This window comes from Streptomyces bicolor (genome assembly GCF_000719285.1).
GTDB lineage: Bacteria > Actinomycetota > Actinomycetes > Streptomycetales > Streptomycetaceae > Streptomyces > Streptomyces bicolor.
Map to the genome: position 1 here is coordinate 20,564 of NZ_JOFS01000011.1, position 15,482 is coordinate 36,045.

The window sequence follows — 15,482 nt, forward strand, 5'->3', positions numbered from 1 at the left end:
GAATGCGGCGCGGCCGACCAGCGGTCGATGCCGGAGCAGTTCCCGGAAAATTCCCGACAAGCCAAGGAGATTCACGTGTCCACGCTGTGCACCACCCCTGCTCGTCGAGACCCGCGGAAGGGCAGCCTGGTGGCGGGTGCCCTCGCCACCGCCTTCCTCACCGGCATGTCCCTGGTCGGCTCTTCCACCCCGGCCCATGCCGAGGACGGCAACACCTTCCTCAGGACCGAACAGGACGTCATCAACTACCTCAACCAGAGCCAGAACCGCCTGAACCAGTCGGAAGCCATCAAGGGCTACCCGGCTCAGGGACAGGACTCGCAGGAGGTCAAGCTCGAAGACGTCGAGAAGGCTTACCCGCACGATCAGGCGCTCGCGGACGTCCCGAACCAGCTGGGAGACCGGTTCAACCCCACATCGGGCGTCACCACCGAGGGTCCCGACGTCCGCAAGAGCAGCAGCGATGACAAGGAACCGTGGCTGGACAACTGGGACGCCAAGTCGATGTGCGGCCAGCCCAGCCACAACCCCGGCGGCGAGCCGCAGCCCTGCGGCTTCGTCGGCCGCCTTGAGACGCCGTACCCGAGGATGAACAGCACGGACCCGCAGATGGGCAGGGCGGATTTCTCCTACAAGACCTCGGCCATGGTCGGCCAGGACACCAGCAAGACCACGGGCTGGTCCATCGGCGGAAACATCTCCTCACAAATGGAGATAACCGCCGGGCCGGCCAGCGGCGGGTCCGGCAGGGAGGCCAACTTCAGCTACAGCCAGTCGACCACCACCACCAACAAATGGACGAACACGGTGGACCAGAGCCGCAATGTCTCCATTCCGGACGGCGTGCTGGGGCGGATCGAGTCACGCGCCAACGCCGGTCAGTACCTCGGGTACATCGTCTACAAGCTCGACTTCAGCCCCGCCAACGGCGAGCGGAAGCAGAAGACGGTCCTCATCCCGGCACGCGTCATGATCCAGGCACCCGGCAGCGCGGCTCCGCTGTCGTGGATCAAGCGCAAGGACAACTAGCAGCACACCTCCCCAGGTCGCGAGCGTTGTAGAGCTGGCGGGCGAGCGCGGCCTGGGGATGCGCTGGGCGTGACCAGACGAACGGATACGGGGCCGGGCAGGGCCTTCCTGCCCGGCCCCGCAGTTGTGGCGCCGGCGAACGAGCAGTGACGTGGCCAATAAGACGCCGGCGCCCAATGGCGGCGCCGGCGCAGACCGGTCGCTGGTCTCAGCGCAGTTGGTCGGCCGACGGCACCGCCGCCATGACCAGGTGTCTGGCCGCCGACGGCGACACCTCCATCCGCGGGTGCGTCCTCACCGCCGATGCCGACGGGCTGTCGTCCTGACGGTCAGCCGCAGGGGTGATCCATTCCAGTAGCGACGGCGACACCCCGCCAATCCGATCAGCAGGACTCAGTCGGTCTGCACTCAGCGTCGCCTGCCCTCGTCGTCTCATCGGCGCTCACCACCTCGACAGGGTCTGACCTGCCCAAACAAGGCACCTGACACCTCATCAGAACGAGCGTCAAATGAGCGTCAGGATACCGCCCGTAACGCCCACACCGCACATAATGCGCAAACACAAAACCGCAGGTCAGGGTTCCTTGGCCACCGGCTCAAGGATGGCCACGCACTCCACATGATCGTCATCGGCAAGATGTCGGCCTGAGCGAGTCTCAGAAAGGCCAGGTCAGGACCTACTTCTCGGCCCTCGACCCCGCGTGCAGGCGCCCAGAGCGTCAAGCGAGCGTCACGGCCAACAGACCATCCCTCCTCTTCGGGCGGAACACCGGCCGCCACCATGGCAACGCAGAGGCCGCAGGGACGGTCGGCCTGCCGGCTTCAACAAGACGATCTACAAGTGCAGGAACGAGGCGGGGCGGACGATCAATGCCCTCAAGAACGTCCAGGCTGTCGCGACGCGGTTCCACAAACGCGCCTACGTCTTCCACGGCACCGTCACCGTTGTCTCGATCCAGCTCAGGCTCCGGTCGTGATCCACCGAGGACCTAGTAATACCCCTTCGCCCCGTCGAGTAGCTCCCTCACGATGTCCGCATGCCCCGCGTGCCGTCCGGTCTCCTCGACGAGATGGATGAGCATCCAGCGGAGGTTGGCGTTGCCGGAGCGGTAGGCGGGGTGGCGGCCGACGTCGTCCAGGGAGGCCGCGGCCACCATTTGGTTACTTCGGGCGCACTGGGCCTCGTACTCCGCGAGCTGTTGCTTCAACGGAATGCCGTCGTACGCCAGTTCGCGTCCTCGTCCGTCTCGTCAAAGGACGGGTTCTGCGTCTTGTCGCCGCCCAGGAACAGCACCTCCAGCCAGGTGTGCTCGACCCACCGCATATGGCTGATGAGGCCAGCCATCGTCATCGCCGGCGAGGTCGGGATGACAGAGCGGTGCGCGTCGGCCTCGCTCAGGCCATCGCACTTCCATCTCAGGATCTGCCGTTGCAGATCCAGCCAGCCGATCAGCGCGGTGCGCTCGTCGGCCTGCAAGGGGGGACGCTCAAGTGAAGGTGCCATGTCTGCGGACGTCAGGCGCTCGGTTCCGACTGTCGCCTGGCTTTCGGCCAAGATCCGCCGGACAGGCCCTGGCGCGATTACGGCTTGGACATGCCAGAGCCCTTCACCACGTGCCCTCTCGCAGCGCGCCAATGTGAAACTGCGGACGGTCGCCGAGGCCGTCACCGCGATCGCGTCAGGGCAGCCGATGCCAGTCGAGTTGCAGGAGCACTTGGCGGCCGCCGTGCAGGCATGGCAGGCCGGGCACCAGCGCAGCCCACCGGGTAGTCCAAGCGGCGCCTGACCCGGGAAGAGCTCCCGTACGCCGGTGCGACCGGCTGCCGACCGCTGGTGAGGGAGGTACCCGCGATGCATGTCCGCTGTCTGAACTCTGGGCCCGAAAAGAGGCGGGCGCGGTCGCGTCGGGGCGGCGGAAGAATCAAGGCCCGTAGCAGGCGGAGGAGTTCGTGGCTGCTGGGGCTCCGTACGCAGACGCGACGTCACCGTAGTTACGCTGGAGTAGTTCCTCATGGCGCGGGCCGAAGTGCTCGCGCCATGTTCCTGTCCTGCCCTGGTGGAAGGTGAAGGAGTTCGGGTTGAAGATCTGCTCGGCGACGGCTGCGGGACGGGCGGCGTGGTTGCCGAGGAAGTCGGCGATGCGGGCGACGGCGGCCTGCTGGGCGATGCTGGTGCCGCCGCCGTGAGGTCCGATGAGTTCCTCGAACGACACCTTGCACACGGCCGGGTGGCGCAGCAGCCACAGGGAACGGCGGGCCGTCTCCATGCCGGGGAAGCCGGGGTCGGTCAGCGCGAGGTGGAGTCGGGCGTCCATGTCGGGCAGGGAGCGCAGGATGTCACGGTAGACGCGGTGGTCGGGGAAGGTACCCACCGGGTCGGGCCGGTCCGGTGGCGCGTCGCGGACCAGGAAGTTGATGGTGGAAACGAGGATGTCCGGCAGGCTCCGGTAGTTGAAGATGATCCTCGGCCTGCCGGTGTCGAGCCAGGTGTTCAGGAAGGCGGGGTCAGCGGCGGTGAGGTCGAGCTGGTGGACGAACCAGCAGCACCGGCCGGGCAGCAGATGGAAGTCGGCGGCCTCCGGCGCGCACAGCAGACGCCCCACCAGGCCGGCGTCCACCCCGGGAACGCCGGGCAAGGACAGCGGTGTGGGCGCCCCCAGCCGGATCGCCCACATCTTGTGCAGGGCCGCGACGACGGCCTCGAACGCTGCCGCCAGCACCATTCGGTCGTGGCCGCCGAACAGCCGTCCGGCCTCCTCGGACCCGTAGGCGACCTCCAGAAGCCGCCGTACCTGGGCCGGGTCGGCGAACTCCATGTCGCCGGACGCCCGTACGGCGCCGAACGGCGCATAGCCCAGCGCCTTCATCACCTCACCGATCAGGTGGGTGCCGCTCTTGCGCAGCGACACCACCACAACGTGCGAGTCTGCTGCCACAGCCGTCTCGGTCACCGCTGTCCTCTGTGCTCCGTCACGCGCCCAGCGGCCCGCCCAGCCCGGTGCCGTAGTCGGTGTTGGCGCACCTGTTGCGCTGGATGAGCAGCGGCGTCTGCACCAGGTTGGCGCCCAGCGGGGCCGCACCCTCCTGGGTGCGGTCGGCCTGCGCCTGCTGCCCGACGTTCGCGCAGTAGGTGTCGTGGGCCGGCAGTCCGATCGCGCCGATGCCACCCGCGGCGGCCGGAGCGGCGGAAGCGCCGACGGCGGCGGCCGCGGCAAGGGCGAGAAGGGCGGCGCGAGACGAAAGATTCACAGGGAGATGTCCTTTGTCGTGTGACCTCATCAGCTTGCATGACAAGAACGCTGTTCCGCCGTTCGCGGTAACTCAATGTCACCCGATCCGGTTGCGCACCGACCCGTCGGTGGAAGCCCGGATCAGTCCCGAGCTGGACAGCCCCGCGGTCGGAGGGCTCCACCGAGTCGACGAGGCCGCCCCTGCGCGGTTCGATGATTTGCTGCTTCGTTGAGGGTGGGCGGGCAGGTCGCGGCCACGCAGGGCGGCTTACGGCCGCGGATGGGTGAACAAGCCCGCCTGGGTCTCGGCCAGGATCCGCGTTCGGCGAGCCGCTTGAGTTTCAGGCGGGTGTTGTTGATGGTGTTGGGCGCGATCTCCAGGTCCATCGCCTCGCACACCTGCCGCGCCCGCGGCGGGGCGCGGCCGCGGCGAACACGGTGATGCGGATCTCCTCGGCGGTGCGGTGAAACTCCTCCAGCTGCGCGGAAAGCTCCGCCATCCGCTTCTTGGCCGCCTCGGCCTGCGCAGCGATCTCCCGTTCCTGCTCCTCCAGCCGTGCCGGCACCGCCCTCGGTGGCTGGGGGCAGGCGTTCAAGGGCGCGGTCGAGACGGAGCGCGAGTGGCCGGGGTAGTCACAGTCGGACCAGCCGGCCCGGATCGATGCCCCCGACGACCTCGCCGCCTGGCTGGAGGGCCTCGGACCGGGGCTGGCCCCGGCCGCGGTGGAATGCACTTCGCGCGCGCTTCACCGCCGCGTTGGAGGCGGTGTCGGTGACGGACATGACGCGCCACTCCCCCACGGTTCCCAGCGATACGACACCGACCGACGCAGCACTCACACCCTAGGAGGCGCCACTTACACCCTCCCTTCACCGAACGGCACACCACCGGCCAGCAGAAGACGAACCCACTGCCGCACTTCACGTCTACCTCGCTCCCTCACTCACCGTGACCGGTGCTGCTGATCGGACGCCCTCCAACATTCCGCCGCATGCGCCTCCACCGCAGCTCCTCTGGGGAGAATCTGGGGAGTACGAGCGTCTCTGGGGAGCGCGTGGGGAGAATCGACTGCCCAACGAGGCACGAGACTGAAAGACCACGAAAGAGAGATCCGTGCAGCTCAGAGACCTGATCGGCTGCGTTGCCGCAGGTCAGGGCCGCCTGGTGGACGACTTCAAGAAGATCTCTTCGTCTCCGGCTTCGCGAATCGTGGTCCGCCTGCCATACGCGCTGCCCTCTCTTGCCGCGCCCCCTCACAACCAAGATCCGGACCATACGCGGGCCAGATCGGCCCACTTCCCTTAGAACCGCGCATTCGCGTTGATCAGGGCGATGCGCGCGATGTACCACCAGCAGACGAAGAACCTGCTAGTCACTCTCCGGCGCAGCACCTTCGGATCGGACGCAAGCGGCGCTGCCGAGGACAGCGGCGACAACGGAATCTTGTGAGCCCTCAACGGCGGCAGCGTGAGCGACGCCGTCCCTCCGCAACGCCTGACTCGACCGCCAGCCAAGTCAGCATCGGTCCGGCCACCACCGAACCTGCAAACACCTCCGCAAGCCCCGCACCTGGGAGAAGAGCCCCTCGCCCGGGCCTGACGAGGCGTCAGCAAAGTCACCATTAGGTCAGCAAGAGTCCTGCCACAGCCGCCCACAGGCAGCCACACCATGGAATCGCCAACCGCACCAGCCGGAGCCAGCCAGCTATTCAGACGCCTCCCGGCAAGCAGGTGGAAGACAGTGAGAATTACCCGACCGCCTTCCGCCTTGCGGCCACCAACGCTGACGCGTTTCAGCTGGTCAGCGCACTCTCCCCCGCGGCTTCAACGGCACCGGCGGCAGTTCCGGTGCGGGCAGTGGCGCCCCGTCGTACCCCTTCACCTCCCCGAACCGCGACCCTTCCATCCAGTCCCGACGCGCCTGCACGATCTCCTCCTGAGATCGCCCGATCCAGTTCCAGAACATGACCAGCTCCTCCTCGAACGGCTCACCGCCGAGGAGCATGAGGCCCGCGTCCGACTCGGCGCGCACCGGGAGTTCGGTGCGGCCGCAGCCGAGGTAGAGCATGGAGCCGGGCAGTACCGGTACGCCGTCCACGTGGGCCTCGCCGGACATGGACAGGACGGCGTACTCGAAGTCCGGCTCCAGGGGGAGGCGTACGTCCGCGCCGCGGGCCAGGGTCAGGTCCGCGCCGACGATCGGGGTGTACGTCGTACCGGGCGAGCTCGCGCCGTCGAGGTCGCCGAGGATCAGCGTGGCCCGCAGGCCCGGTGCCGTGACGACGGGCAGCTCGGCGTGGTGTTCGAAGTGCGGGTCGGTGTGGCGGTGGCCGTCCGGGAGGGCGACCCAGAGCTGGGCGCCGTGCAGGAAACGGGCGTGCGATCTGGGGCTCTCCTCGGAGTGGCTGATCGCCCGGCCCGAGGTCATCAGGCCCAGTTCCCGCGGGCGGATGGTCTGCAGGCTGCCGGTCGAGTCGCGGTGCAGCACCTCGCCCTCGTGCAGCCAGCTGACCGTCTGCAGACCCATGTGCGGGTGGGGCGGCACCTGCATGCCGGGCTCGTCGGCGATGTCGTCGGGGCCGTAGTGATCGACGAAACACCAGGCGCCGACCATGCGTCGACCCAGGTTGGGCAGCAGTCGACGCACTTCGGTGGACTCGCCGAGCTTGACGTGGCGAGGGCTGAGAAGTTCGCGTACGGGCTCCGCCACGACGAAACCACGGCCGCCGCAGATGGCGGGCACCGCCTCGCGATCAAGATTGCTCATGGCGCCCAAACTAGCCCCGCCGGGGCCGCCGCGTCAGTCCGTCACCCGGCGCTGTCTCGATGCGGTTCAGAAAATAGTAGTCATGGATATAGTAGCCATGTACTGTATCGAGCATGAGCAAGGGTTCCGAGAAGGCCACTCCCGGTTTCCTGGTGTGGCGCCTGTCGACGAAGTGGCGGGTCGCGGTCGACCGGGCCGTGACCCCACTGGGGCTCACCCATGCGCAATACGCGCTGGTGGCCTCGCTGTACGGCATGCAGCGCCGCGGGGAACGCCCCAGCCAGCGGCGTCTCGCCGACCACACCGGACTGGAACCGCTCTACGTCTCCAAGCTGGCGCGCTCCCTGGAGAGCGCCGGTCTCCTCGAACGCACCAGGGACCCCCGTGACCCGCGCGCGGTGCAGCTGGCGCTGACCGAGCAGGGCCGTGAGCGGACCCGTCAGGCGATCAAGGTCGTCCAGGGGCTGCTCGAGCAGTTGCTGGCGCCGCTCGGCGGGCTGGACAGCGCGCGCACCGGGGAGTTCACGCGCGACCTGGCGATCCTGCTCGACGCGCCTCTCGACCCGCTCGCCCTCGACCCGCTCGCCCTCGACCCGCTCGCCCTCGACCCGCTCGCCCTCGACACCGAGTCAGGCAACGAGTCCGACAAGGAGCAGTCATGACCACCACCCAGCCGCCGACCACCACCACTCCCCTGCTCGACCCCCGGGTCATAGCCCTGGCCCACTACGCCGGCCGCGCGCTTCTCGAGCGCGTACTGGCCCGCCACGGCGCGACGTTCCAGCAGTCCGTCACCCTTCGACTCGTCGCCGTCGCGGACGGACCGGTCGAGCGGGACCACCTCGTCGACAGTGTCGTCGGCGCGCTGAAGATCGACGCCGCGGAGGCTCACTCCGTGGTCGGCGAACTCATCACCGCGGAGTTGCTGGCCCCTCAGGAGCGGTCCCGGGTAGGGATCACGGACGCCGGACGGGAGCTGTACGTCAGGACTTCCACCGAGACCGCCCCCATCAGCGCCCGGATCTACGCCGGTATCCCGACGGAGGATCTGGCCGTCGCCGGACGCGTGCTGACCCTCATCACCCAGCGGGCCGACGCCGAGCTCGCCGCCATGACCGGGTGACCAGTGGTGGAATATTGAACTACCGCGCTCCGTTGACGGCGTCGAAGGAGGTCACGAGTGGACACGACGTACTACGACCACGGAACACCGGCCGAGCGCTGGGAGCGCGCGCAGATGTTCTTCGGCGCCAAGGACTACGCCGCCGCCGCGCGCGTCCTCGGCAAGCTGGTCGAGGAGGCGCCCGAGCAGACCGGACCGCGGCTGCTGCTGGCGCGCGCCTACTACCACTCGGCCCAACTGCGGCGTGCGGAGAGCGAGTTGCGTGTAGTCATCGAGCGCGACCCCGTCGAGCAGTACGCCCGGCTGATGCTGGGCCGCACCCTGCAACGGCAGGGACGGCACGCGGAGGCAGAGCCGCACATGCGCCTCGCGTCGGCGCTGGCGGGCGACTTCGAGCAGCTCTGAGCATGGCGAGGGGCCCGGATCCCCCCGGAAACCGGGCCCCAAGTGTTGGGGTTCTCCGCTACTTCGCTTCCGCGGGCGTCCGCTTCCCCCGCCGATGGGCCACCTCGCCCAGCACGACGTCCACGACGACGAAGGCGGCCAGCGAGATGCCGAGCAGCGGCAGGAAGTAGCCGATCACGGCGACCACCGCCACCAGCGGGACCAGGATCAGCGGAGGCACCTGCTGCCAGGCGCCGCGCGGGATGGGCCGCCCGAAGGCGGAGCCGCGACCGCGCTGCCACCACATGCGGTAGCCCCACACGATCAGCAGGATCAGCGAAAGTGCCAGCAGCATCAGGGCGATCTGGTTGACCAGCCCGAACAGGACCCCGGTGTGCAGGTCGATGCCCCAGCGGGTCAACTTGGCCAGCACGGGGAAGTCGGTGAACCGCAGCACGTCGACGACCTCGCCGGAGGCAGGGTCGATGGCGACCGAGTCCTGCTTCGTCGGCCAGCTGCGCTGCACCTGCTTCACCACGTACGCGGACGAGTCGTCGGCGGGCGGCACGATCTCCACGGGATCGCCCAGGCCCTCGGCGCGCGCGGCGGCCAGAACCTTGTCGAGGCCGACGCCGTGCTCGCCGCTCCCTCCGGTGCCGGCGGCGGCGCCGTGGCCCCCGTGGTCGCCGCCCGCCGAGGCCGAGACGGACGGGGTGGCCTGGCCGAGCGAGGTGCGCAGTTCGTCGATGTTGGCGCCGGCGTACGCCGACCAGGTCAGGCCGGTCGCCGACAGGAAGAAGAACCCGATCGCGGCCCAGACGCCGACAGTGCCGTGCAGGCCGAGCGTACGACGGCGGCCACTGGTGCCCCGCACCTTGCGCAGGGCGCGGCGGCGGGTGAACCACAGCACCAGGCCGCCGGCCGCGATCACCCACAGCCAGCTGGCCGCCAACTCGCTGTAGAGGCGACCGGTCTCGCCGAGGTGAAGGTCGCGGTGGAACTCGTCGATCCAGGTGCGCAGGGGCAGCGCGCCGGTCGCGCCGTACTGTTCGAGGGAGCCGCGCACCTCGGCGGTGTACGGGTCGACGAACACGGCGAGCGTGTGGTCGGGGTTGACGCCCTCGACGCCGGACAGCAGCACCCTGGTGGACGCGTCGTCCGCCGGTGAGGGCCGTACCGCCGAGACCGTGCCCTCGGGGTGGGCCTTGCGCGCGGCGGCGACCTGCTCGGACATCGGCAGCTTCTCGTCGCCGACCGGGACGGTCATCTCGTGGGAGTACACGAGCTTCTCGGCCTGGAAGGCTCCGGCGTAAAGGAAGCCGGTGGCCGCGGCGACGAGCAGGAACGGCGCGACGAGCACGCCGGCGTAGAAGTGCAGTCGCAGGATCAGCGGACGCAGCGGTGCCCATCTGCTGGGCGGCGACGCCGGGGCGTCGGGCTGCGACGCCTCCTCGGTGGCGGTCGAGGGAGCGGTGGACATCGGCGGCATCTCCGGGGCGTGGGACGGCGAGGGGGACGTTCTTCTCTCTGCAGTAGCGGTCCAGTAGTCGGATGGCGGGTCCGTCGAGTTCCGGACGCGTTAAGTGGCGTACGTCACACGGGAATCGGCGGGTCCTGCGCGCGCCATGGCATGCTGGCGCGATGGCAACTCCGAACGACCGCGCCTCCGTGGCCGAACAGATCGAGCAACTCCTCGCCACCGAGGGCCCGTTGCCCATCGTGGCGGCCGGCGATCCGGTGCTGCGGCGTCCCACCGAGCCCTTCGACGGTCAACTGGACCCGGCGCTGCTGGCCCGCTTCGTCGAGGCCCTCCGGATCACCATGCACGCGGCGCCGGGCGTCGGCCTCGCGGCACCGCAGGTCGGTGTGCCGCTGCGGATCGCGGTGATCGAGGACCCGGCACCGGTGCCGGAGGAGGTGCGGCTGGCGCGGGGGCGGGTGCCGCAGCCGTTCCGGGTGCTGGTGAACCCGTCGTACGAACCGGTGGGTGCCGCTCGTGCCGCGTTCTTCGAGGGCTGCCTGAGCGTCCCGGGCTACCAGGCGGTGGTGGCACGGCCCGCCGAGGTACGGCTCACCTGCGAGGACGAGCACGGGCGCGCGGTCGACGAGGTGTTCACGGGGTGGCCCGCCCGGATCGTGCAGCACGAGACGGACCACCTCGACGGCATGCTCTACCTGGACCGGGCCGAACTGCGCTCACTGTCCTCGAACCAGGCGGTGGCCGAGTACTGGGCGCAGCCGGCCCCGGGCGAGGCGGCGAAGGCCCTGGGCTTCCGACTGCCGGACTGAGCAGGCCGGTTGGCGGCCGTAGGTCAGTTGTCGCGGTACGACTCGAGGAGCCGCAGCCACACTTCGCTGATCGTCGGGTACGACGGGACCGCGTGCCACAGCCTGCTGATCGGCACCTGACCGGCGACCGCGACGGTCGCCGAGTGGATGAGTTCGCCGACGCCGGGGCCGACGAAGGTCACGCCGAGGAGGATCTCGCGCTCCAGGTCGACGACCATGCGGGCGCGCCCGCGGTAGCCGTCGCCGTACAGCGACGCCCCGGATACCGAGGCGAGGTCGTAGTCCACGGCGCGGACGCGGTGGCCGGCCTGTTCCGCCTCCGCCAAGGACAGGCCCACGGCGGCGGCCTCCGGGTCGGTGAAGACGACCTGGGGGACCGCGGCGTGGTCGGCGGTGGCCGCGTGGGCGCTCCAGGGGTCGGATTCCAGCAGGGGGACGCCGGAGGCGCGGGCGGCGATGGCCGCGCCCGCGATGCGGGCCTGGTACTTGCCCTGGTGGGTGAGGAGCGCCCGGTGATTGACATCGCCCACCGCGTACAGCCACTCGCTGCCGGTGACCCGCAGGGTGTCGTCGACCTCCAGCCAGGAGCCGGGCTCCAGGCCGACCGTGTCCAGGCCTATGTCGTCGGTGCGCGGGGCGCGCCCGGTCGCGAAGAGTATCTCGTCGGCCTCGATGCGGTCGCCGCGGTCGGTGACGACCACGAGGGTGCCGTTCTCCCTGGTCACCGACTCCGCCGAGGTCCCGGTGCGGACATCGGCGCCGGCCTCGGTGAGCGCCTCGGCGACGAGTTCGCCGGCGAACGGCTCCATGCGGTTGAGCAGGCCCTTGCCGCGGACGAGGAGTGTGACCCGGGAGCCGAGGGCCTGATAGGCCGTGGCCATCTCGGTGGCGACCACTCCCCCGCCGACCACGATCAGACGGCCGGGCACGGCCTGGGCGCCGGTGGCTTCTCGGCTGGTCCACGGCTTGACGTCGGCGAGGGCGGGCAGGTCGGGCAGGACGGCCCGGCTGCCGGTGCACACGGCGACGGCGTGCCGGGCGGTCAGGACATGCCGTACGCCGTCGGGGCCGGTCACCTCCAGGGTGCGGGGTCCGGTGAGGCGGCCGTGGCCGCGGTAGAGGTCGGCGCCGATGCCGCTCAGCCACCCGACCTGGCCGTCGTCCTGCCAGTTCGAGGTGTACTCGTTGCGCCGGGCGAGGACAGCTGCCGCGTCGAGGGGGCCCTGCACCGCCTGGCTGAGGCCGGGCAGGCGGCGGGCGTCGGCCTGGGCTATGGCCGGGCGCAGCAGCGCCTTGCTGGGCATGCACGCCCAGTACGAGCACTCGCCGCCGACCAGCTCGCTCTCCACGACCGCGGTGGTCAGTCCGGCCGCACGGGTGCGGTCGGCCACGTTCTCCCCCACGGGCCCGGCCCCGAGGACCACGACGTCGTACGCGATGGAATCCGTTTCCGTCATGGGGTCAGTCTTGCGGGTGGTGTGCGGCGTGGCCACACGGGTACGCGCGCGGAATACCCAGCGGAATACGCAACCGTGCGGCCGTGTTGTCGCCGACGGCTTCGCCCCACACCAGGAAGAGGGATATCGCCATGAGCAGCACCGTGGAGCTCACCAAGGAGAACTTCGACCAGACGGTCACGGACAACGAGTTCGTGCTGATCGACTTCTGGGCGTCCTGGTGCGGGCCGTGCCGTCAGTTCGCGCCGGTCTACGAGAAGGCCGCCGAGGACAACCCGGACCTGGTGTTCGGCAAGGTCGACACCGAGGCGCAGCCGGAGCTGGCCGCCGCCTTCGGCATTCAGTCGATCCCGACGCTGATGATCGTCCGTGACCGTGTCGCCGTGTTCGCGCAGCCCGGCGCGCTGCCCGAGGCCGCCCTCACGGACGTCATCGGGCAGGCCCGGAAGCTCGACATGGACGAGGTCCGCAAGGCCGTGGCCGCCCAGCAGGAGCAAGCCGAGCAGAACGGCCAGTAGGACCGGGGTGCAGCGGACCGGCAGGAACCCCGTCTAGAAGGGGTACGCCGCCACGTCCCCGCGCACCGTCGTCCAGCGCACGTCGGTGAACGCCTCCAGGTTGGCCTCGCCGCCGAACCGGGCGCCGGTGCCGGAGGCGGCGATGCCGCCGAAGGGGGCGACGGCCTCGTCGTTCACGGTCTGGTCGTTGATGTGCACGATGCCAGTCGGGATGCGCTCGGCCAGATCGAGGCCGCGGGCGGCGTCACCGGTGACGATGCCCAGGGAGAGGCCGTAGGAGCTCGCCGCGGCGAGCGCGGCGGCCTCGTCGGCGGTGCTGAAGGCGCGTACGGGCGCGACAGGACCGAAGACCTCCTCGGCGTACGCGGGGGTCTGCTCGTCGACTCCGGCGAGCACCGTCGGCCGGTAGAAGAGCTCCTCGTGGGTGCCGCCCGCCGCCAGCTTGGCGCCCCGGGAGGTGCTGGCCTCCACCAGCCCGTGCACCTTGCCGAGCTGGCCGGCGTCGATGAGCGGGCCGAGGTGGACCTGGGCGCGGTGCGGGTCGCCGACGGCGAGGGAGTCGGCCTTGGCCGCGAGCCGCTCGACGTACTCCGCGTACAGGGACTGGTGGACGAGGTGGCGGCCGGTCGTCATGCAGATCTGGCCCTGGTGGAAGAAGGAACCCCAGGCCGCCGTGGAGATCACCGCGTCGATGTCGGCGTCCTCCAGCACGATCAGCGCGGAGTTGCCGCCCAACTCCAAGTGCGCGCGCTTGAGATGCCGCCCGGCGGCCTCGCCGACGGCCCGGCCGGCGGCCGTGGACCCGGTGAAGGAGATCACGGGCACCCGCGGGTCGGCCACCAGCGCCTGGCCCGCCTCGGGGCCGCCCGGCAGGATGTGCAGCAGCCCCTCCGGCAGACCGGCCTCGGCGAAGACCGCGGCCAACGACAGCCCGCCGCAGACCGCGGTGCGCGGGTCCGGCTTCAGCACCACCGCGTTGCCGAGCGCGAGGGCCGGGGCGACCGAGCGGATGGACAGGATCAGCGGGGCGTTGAACGGGGAGATCACGCCGACGACCCCGACGGGGACCCGGCGCGTGTAGGACAGCCGGGGTGCTTCGCTGGGCAGGACCTGACCGGCCGGGCGGGAGGCGAGGGCCGCGGCCTCGTAGCACTCCTGGGCGGCGACGTGCAGCTCGAAGTCGGCCTTGCCGGGGATCGAGCCCGACTCGCGGACGATCCACTCGCGCAGCTCCTCGGCGTGCGCGGCGAACAGGTCACCGGCCTTGCGCAGCACACCGGCGCGCACGAAGTGCGGGACGCGGGCCCACTCGGAGTGGGCGGCACGGGCGGCCTGTGCGGCCGTACCGACGTCCTCGGCGGTGGCCAGGGTGACGGTGCCGAGGGTGTCGCCGGTGGCGGGCTCGGTGACGGCGTACTCCTCTCCCGACAGGGAGCTGGACTGCCAGGTCTTGGGGTCGAGCAACGGCATTGCGACTCTCCGTTCGATCACCGGCGGGACTCACACGGGGAGCGGAAGTCCCGAGTAGTTCGCCGCCAGTTCGGCGGCCGCGTGACGGGATGCGGTGATCCGGCGCAGCCGTGCGAGCTGCATCCGGTCGTCGAACGCATCCCCATTTGGTTGAGCGTGCAACATCCTAGTCATGTCGTCGGAGAAACGGGTGGCCTGCCACACCCTCTGAAGACACAACTCCGAGTACTCGTCGAGAAGGTGTGCGCCACCTGTGCGATACAGCGCGATGAGGGCGCGGGCGAGCACCCGTACGTCCGAGACCGCGAGGTTGAGGCCCTTGGCGCCGGTCGGCGGGACGATGTGGGCGGCGTCCCCGGCGAGCAGGAGCCGGCCGTGGCGCATCGGCTCGTGGACGTAACTGCGCATCGTCGTCACGGACTTGGAGGTGATGGGGCCGCGGTTCAGCGTCCAGTCGCCGTCGATGGCGAAGCGCGCGGCGAGTTCGTCCCAGACGCGGTCGTCGGGCCAGTCGGCGGGGTCGGTGTCGTTGGGGACCTGGAGATAGAGCCGGGAGACGGACGGTGAGCGCATGCTGTGCAGGGCGAACCCGCGTTCACCGCGCGCATAGATCAACTCATCGCAGGACGGCGGCACTTCGGCCAGGATGCCGAGCCAGGAGTAGGGGTAGTCGTGCGCGTACGACCGCCCGGCCCCGGCCGGGAAGGCGTCGCGGGAGACGCCGTGGAAGCCGTCGCAGCCGGCGACCCAGTCGCAGGTCAGCGTCTGCTCGCGACCCTCGTGCCGGAACCGGACGACGGGTGCGTCGCTCTCCGGTTTCTCGACCGCGAGGGCCTCGGCCTCGAACAACAGCGGTGGCCCGTCCTCGAGTTGGAGGGCGACGAGGTCCTTCACGATCTCGGTCTGGGCGTAGATCGTCACGGTACGGCCGCCGGTGAGGGCCGGGAAGTCGATGTGGTGACGTTCCCGGGCGAAGCGCAGCTCGATGCCCTGGTGCACCAGGCCCTCGGCCTGCAGCCGCTCGGCGGCGCCGGCCTCCTGCAACGCGTGGACCGTGCCCTGCTCCAGCATCCCGGCCCGCTGGCGCTGCTCGACGTACTCCCGCGTCCGGCACTCCAGGACCACGCAGTCGATGCCGGCACGGTGCAGCAGGCGCGCGAGCAGCAGTCCGGCGGGGCCGCCGCCGACGATGCCGACCCTCGTGCGCATCCCACG

At 70.1% G+C, this 15,482-nt stretch carries 16 protein-coding genes and 1 pseudogene; 7 read left to right on the plus strand and 10 right to left on the minus strand.

Features of this window, described 5'->3' with window-relative positions; translation table 11 throughout:
* Positions 1–75 precede the first annotated feature (75 nt).
* A complete protein-coding gene (locus IF78_RS48440) occupies positions 76–1,029 on the plus strand; it encodes a hypothetical protein (protein WP_158751416.1) in 954 nt (317 codons plus the stop codon).
* A gap of 176 nt (positions 1,030–1,205) precedes the next feature.
* The gene (locus tag IF78_RS48445) at positions 1,206–1,355 is read left to right on the plus strand and encodes a hypothetical protein (RefSeq protein WP_158751418.1); all 150 of its coding nucleotides are present in this window, start codon (positions 1,206–1,208) and stop codon (positions 1,353–1,355) included.
* Positions 1,356–2,018: 663 nt separating this feature from the next.
* On the opposite strand, the pseudogene IF78_RS43705 reads toward IF78_RS48445, so the two are convergent.
* The 5 genes and pseudogenes from IF78_RS43705 to IF78_RS0116945 all read right to left on the minus strand — a co-directional run bounded on the left by IF78_RS43705 (position 2,019) and on the right by IF78_RS0116945 (position 7,026).
* Positions 2,019–2,533, minus strand: a pseudogene (locus IF78_RS43705) (DinB family protein).
* Positions 2,534–2,951: 418 nt separating this feature from the next.
* Entirely contained in the window at positions 2,952–3,980 is a 1,029-nt protein-coding gene (locus IF78_RS0116920) for a hypothetical protein (protein ID WP_158751420.1), read from the minus strand.
* 19 nt (positions 3,981–3,999) lie between these two features.
* Positions 4,000–4,278, minus strand: coding sequence for a hypothetical protein (locus IF78_RS0116925; protein WP_031482160.1), 279 nt, complete (start codon positions 4,276–4,278; stop codon positions 4,000–4,002).
* A gap of 614 nt (positions 4,279–4,892) precedes the next feature.
* Positions 4,893–5,042, minus strand: coding sequence for a hypothetical protein (locus IF78_RS48450; RefSeq protein WP_158751422.1), 150 nt, complete (start codon positions 5,040–5,042; stop codon positions 4,893–4,895).
* A gap of 1,018 nt (positions 5,043–6,060) precedes the next feature.
* A complete protein-coding gene (locus tag IF78_RS0116945; protein WP_031482162.1) occupies positions 6,061–7,026 on the minus strand; it encodes a pirin family protein in 966 nt (321 codons plus the stop codon).
* A 113-nt stretch (positions 7,027–7,139) separates the two neighbouring features.
* Here IF78_RS0116945 and IF78_RS0116950 point away from each other — a divergent pair, with 113 nt between their 5' ends.
* From IF78_RS0116950 to IF78_RS0116960, 3 genes are read left to right on the plus strand one after another with little or no spacing between them, the layout of a single operon-like run.
* Positions 7,140–7,688 (plus strand): MarR family winged helix-turn-helix transcriptional regulator, encoded by a 549-nt coding sequence (locus tag IF78_RS0116950; RefSeq protein ID WP_031482164.1) that lies wholly within the window; start codon positions 7,140–7,142, stop codon positions 7,686–7,688.
* A complete protein-coding gene (locus IF78_RS0116955) occupies positions 7,685–8,149 on the plus strand; it encodes a winged helix DNA-binding protein (RefSeq protein WP_031482166.1) in 465 nt (154 codons plus the stop codon). Before IF78_RS0116950 ends, IF78_RS0116955 begins: the two co-directional genes overlap by 4 nt.
* Positions 8,150–8,206: 57 nt before the next feature.
* Positions 8,207–8,554: a tetratricopeptide repeat protein gene (locus tag IF78_RS0116960; protein WP_031482168.1), complete on the plus strand. Its 348-nt coding sequence runs from the start codon at positions 8,207–8,209 to the stop codon at positions 8,552–8,554.
* A 58-nt stretch (positions 8,555–8,612) separates the two neighbouring features.
* Here the strand turns inward: IF78_RS0116960 and IF78_RS0116965 are convergent, their stop codons facing one another.
* Complete coding sequence (locus tag IF78_RS0116965; protein WP_031482170.1) at positions 8,613–10,013, minus strand: PepSY-associated TM helix domain-containing protein; 1,401 nt, start codon at positions 10,011–10,013, stop codon at positions 8,613–8,615.
* Between the two features lie 161 nt (positions 10,014–10,174).
* Between IF78_RS0116965 and IF78_RS0116970 the strand changes: the two genes are divergently transcribed.
* Entirely contained in the window at positions 10,175–10,822 is a 648-nt protein-coding gene (locus IF78_RS0116970; RefSeq protein WP_031482172.1) for a peptide deformylase, read from the plus strand.
* A gap of 23 nt (positions 10,823–10,845) precedes the next feature.
* On the opposite strand, the gene IF78_RS0116975 is transcribed toward IF78_RS0116970, so the two are convergent.
* Positions 10,846–12,279 (minus strand): dihydrolipoyl dehydrogenase family protein, encoded by a 1,434-nt coding sequence (locus IF78_RS0116975; RefSeq protein WP_031482174.1) that lies wholly within the window; start codon positions 12,277–12,279, stop codon positions 10,846–10,848.
* Between the two features lie 4 nt (positions 12,280–12,283).
* Entirely contained in the window at positions 12,284–12,412 is a 129-nt protein-coding gene (locus tag IF78_RS50435) for a hypothetical protein (protein WP_280514406.1), read from the minus strand.
* Here IF78_RS50435 and trxA point away from each other — a divergent pair.
* Positions 12,411–12,797, plus strand: a complete 387-nt coding sequence (gene trxA / locus IF78_RS0116980; protein WP_031482176.1) for a thioredoxin — start codon at positions 12,411–12,413, stop codon at positions 12,795–12,797. The genes IF78_RS50435 and trxA overlap by 2 nt on opposite strands.
* A 33-nt stretch (positions 12,798–12,830) precedes the next feature.
* Here trxA and IF78_RS0116985 read toward each other — a convergent pair whose 3' ends face one another.
* Positions 12,831–14,267 carry an aldehyde dehydrogenase family protein gene (locus tag IF78_RS0116985; protein WP_031482178.1) on the minus strand — a complete coding sequence of 479 codons (1,437 nt, stop codon included), beginning with the start codon at positions 14,265–14,267 and terminating at the stop codon, positions 12,831–12,833.
* Positions 14,268–14,297: 30 nt separating this feature from the next.
* Complete coding sequence (locus IF78_RS0116990; protein ID WP_031482180.1) at positions 14,298–15,476, minus strand: 4-hydroxybenzoate 3-monooxygenase; 1,179 nt, start codon at positions 15,474–15,476, stop codon at positions 14,298–14,300.
* Between the last annotated feature and the right edge of the window lie 6 nt (positions 15,477–15,482).